This is a genomic window from Streptomyces sp. NP-1717 (genome assembly GCF_022695985.1).
Taxonomy (GTDB): domain Bacteria; phylum Actinomycetota; class Actinomycetes; order Streptomycetales; family Streptomycetaceae; genus Streptomyces.
Window position 1 is genome coordinate 1 of the sequence record NZ_JAAPBF010000387.1, and the last position, 3,458, is coordinate 3,458.

General features: G+C 68.1%; 2 protein-coding genes. Both read right to left on the reverse strand.

Annotation, left to right across the window (positions count from 1 at the left end; genetic code table 11):
• Positions 1–145 precede the first annotated feature (145 nt).
• Positions 146–1,963, reverse strand: a complete 1,818-nt coding sequence (locus tag GXP76_RS34695; RefSeq protein ID WP_242575593.1) for a PQQ-binding-like beta-propeller repeat protein — start codon at positions 1,961–1,963, stop codon at positions 146–148.
• Positions 1,964–2,030: 67 nt separating this feature from the next.
• A partial coding sequence (locus GXP76_RS34700; RefSeq protein ID WP_242575594.1) for a PQQ-binding-like beta-propeller repeat protein occupies positions 2,031–3,458 on the reverse strand: 1,428 nt, incomplete at its 5' end.

Sequence of the window (3,458 nt, forward strand, 5' to 3'; positions counted from 1 at the left end):
ACGGGTAAGAAGACGCCTACTTGTCGAATTCGCCGCGATTCAGGGGCGGAACATGATCGCCGGGCGGGCCGCGTGTGCAGCCCGCCCGGCGATCGGGGACGGCTCCTCCACCGGGCGGACCCGGTGAGCTCTTCCGGTCACCCCACTAGTTCGTGGTGAACGCCACCACGAGGTACTCCTTGCGGTCCTTGCTGTAGTCGCTCGGCTCGCTGATCAGCGTCTCCGAGGTGTACATCCGGCCGCCGCCGAACCGGATCTCGGCGCCGTCCAGCGAGAAGCTGGTCTCGGCCTCACGGACGGACTCCTCGGCGGGGTTCTCCATGAGAACCGTCTCCTTGAAGGTGCCGCCGTCGATGGAGACGATCTGTCCGCCCTTGTCGTACGGGGGCCACTTGTACGCGATGATGTTCGACCCGTCCATGCGCAGCGGGTACATCGCGTAGCGCTCGCCCGCGTCGGCACGGTCGGTCGTGGCCTTGCCGGTCGCGAGGTCGAAGGAGACGATCTCGTTGGTCTGGCCGTACTCGTCGCCGGTGCCCTCGTGCTCCTCGGTGGGCACGTAGATCCTGTCGTTGCCGACGGCGAGCTTGGAGCACTGCTCCACCTCGGTGGAACCGCACCGGCCCGCGTACTTGTCCGCGTCCACGGGGATCTTGGCGCGCAGCTTGCCGGTCTTCTCGTCGATGGAGAAGAAGTCCGAGATGCCACTGCCGTCACCGGCGGTGTCGCCGACGTCGGCCGCGACGACGAGCGGCTTGGTGGAGACGATGGAGACGTACTCGACGCCCGCGGGCATCTTGAACTTGGAGATCGGCGACCCGTCGGTCGGCTTCACCGTCTCGATCGTCACCGTCGGGTCGTCGTACGAACCGCACTTGCGGGCCGCGACGAGCGCGGGGCCGCCGCCGTAACCCATGTCGTAGCAGCCCTCGGCGTTGACGTCGGGCTTCCACAGGTTGTCGCCGGTGGCGAGGTCGAAGGCGGCGCCGCCGTCGGTGCCGCCGACGGCGACGGTCTTGCCGCTGAGGGTGACCTCCCGGAAGGCGGCCTTGTCGTCACCGGAGTTGCCGCCCGTGACCGACTCGGTCCACAGCAGCTTGCCCCCGTCGAGGTCGATCGCGCCGACCTCGGTGCACTGGACGTACTTCTCCTTGGCGGTCGGCTTGCTCGCGGCGAAGACGACGGCCGTCTTGTTGTCGTCGGTCGCGTGGCGCGAGGCCGCGCAGAGCTGGCCGGGCAGCGGGATGGTCCAGAGCTGCTTGCCCGTCTCCGCCTCGTAGCCGACGATCTGGTTCACGCCGGTCTTGACGTACGCCTTGTCGGTGAGCCAGGAGCCGGACACGTCGGTGATGTCGGCGACCTTGGGCTGCGGGAGCTGGAAGGCGACCTTCGACTTGTTGTTCCCCGGGGGCTTCTCCGAGCCGCCGCCGAGGGACTTCCCGTTCTCGCCGCCCTTGTCACCGCCCTTGGTGTCGGACTTCTTGGCCCGGTTGTCCTTGTCGTCGTCGCCGCTGGAGGCGAAGTACACGCCACCGCCGACGATGAGGACGACGGCGACGACCGCAGCGATGATGATCTGCGCCTGCGTGTTGATCTTCTTGCCGCCCGGGGCGCCGGGACCGCCGGGACCGCCCGGACCCGGCTGGTTGTACGGCTGGCCCGGCTGCTGCGGATAGCCGTACTGGGGCTGGCCCATGGGCTGCGTCGGCGGCTGCTGCGGATAGCCGTACTGCGGCTGGCCGGGCTGGCCGGGCTGCTGCGGGTAGCCGTACTGAGGTTGACCGGGCTGTGTCGGCGGCTGCTGCGGGTAGCCGTAGCCGGGCTGCTCGGGCGGCGGCGTCGGTGCGCCGAATCCGCCGGGAGGCGGCTCGGTCGGTGCGCCGAAGCCCCCGGCCGGCGGCTCCTGCGGCTTGCCGAACCCGCCCTGCGGGGGCTCGTTGGTTGGCTGGGGTGGCTGGCTCATGGCGTGCGTACCTCGGAGAAAGGGATGAGTGTGCGTACGGAGCGGAGTCGGAGAGACACGGAGTGTGTCACTTCCCGAAGGCCATCATGGTCTTCGTCTCCATCTCGGCCTTGTCGTCACTGGCGCTGACGCGGCTGCTGGTCACGTAGAACCGTCCGCCCACGTAGTCCAGTTCGGAGTCGTAGAACGAGCTCTCGATCTGGGCGGTGGACTGCGGGTTGTTGAGCAGCACCTTGGGGGCGCCACCGGTGGGCGCCAGGGTCGCGACGGCGCCGCCCTTGTTGTACGACGGCTCGAAGTAGAGGAGCACGTTCGCGCCCTCCATCCGCAGCGGCGTCATGACGCGCTCGGCCGGGGCCTTGGCACGCCACTTGGCCTTGCCGGTGTCGAGGCTGAAGGCGATGACCTCGTTGGTGCCGGACGAGCCGGTCTCACTGGGCTGCGTCGCCATGTAGAAGGTGCTGGCGTCGGCGGCGACACCGACGCAGCCGTCCAGGTTGTTGCCGAAGACGATGAAGCCTCCGCCGCACTTGGGCTGGAACTTGTCCTTGCCGCCGTCGATCTGGGAGCGCACGGTGCCGTTGTCGTTGAGCGCGACGATGGCCCAGGACTTCTTGTCCGGCTCGGTCAGCGACAGGACGATCGGGTCGCTCGAATAGACCTTGTCGAGTTCCCAGTTGGTCTTGAGCTTGTACGTCCACTTGGCCTTGCCGGTGACCGGGTCGAGCTCCTGCACCTGGTTCTGCCGCTTGTCCAGCTCACCGCCGCACGACTCGGCGGCGATCATCCTGGGGCCGCTGGAGATCGCGTCGGGCTGGCAGTTGCCCGCCACCTCGTCGAAGAGCGGCTTGCCGTCGCTCATCCGGAAGGCGTTGGCGTGACTGGTGCGGGCCGCGGTGACGGTGTCGCCGTTGATGGCGAGGGTGATGTCGGTGAGGAAGTCGAAGTTGCCCTTGGGCTTGATCTCCTGCTTCCAGCCGCCCTTGCCGGTCTTGAGGTCGACCTGCTGGAGGACGGCGCAGTCGGCCTTCTCCGTGACACCGTTCTTGATCCCGATGACGATCTTGCCGTCGGCCGTGGGCATCGTGGGCGCGGCACACGCCTCCGCGGGCAGGGTGAGGCTCCACTTCTCCTTGCCGTCCGCGGCGCTGTAGCCGACGATCTTCTTGTACATGGCCTTGGCGACGATGTCGCCGGCGAACCACGGGCCGTACACGTCAGCGCCGTTCTTCGGCAGGTCGACGTCGTTCTTCTGGAGCCAAAGGATCTTCGACTCGCCGTCCTTGCGCCCGGCGTTGAGGTCGTCCTGCGCCTCGCGCCCGCCGCCGGTGCCGTCACCGTTGTCGGGCTCGTCGTCCGAGCCCTTGTCGTCGGGCTTGGAGTCGTCGTCCTTCTTGCTGACGTTGTTCTTGCCGCCCTCGTCGTCACCGCTGACGACGAACCAGGTGCCGCCGCCGATGACGAGCAGGCCCGCGACGGCCGCGGCGATCACGAC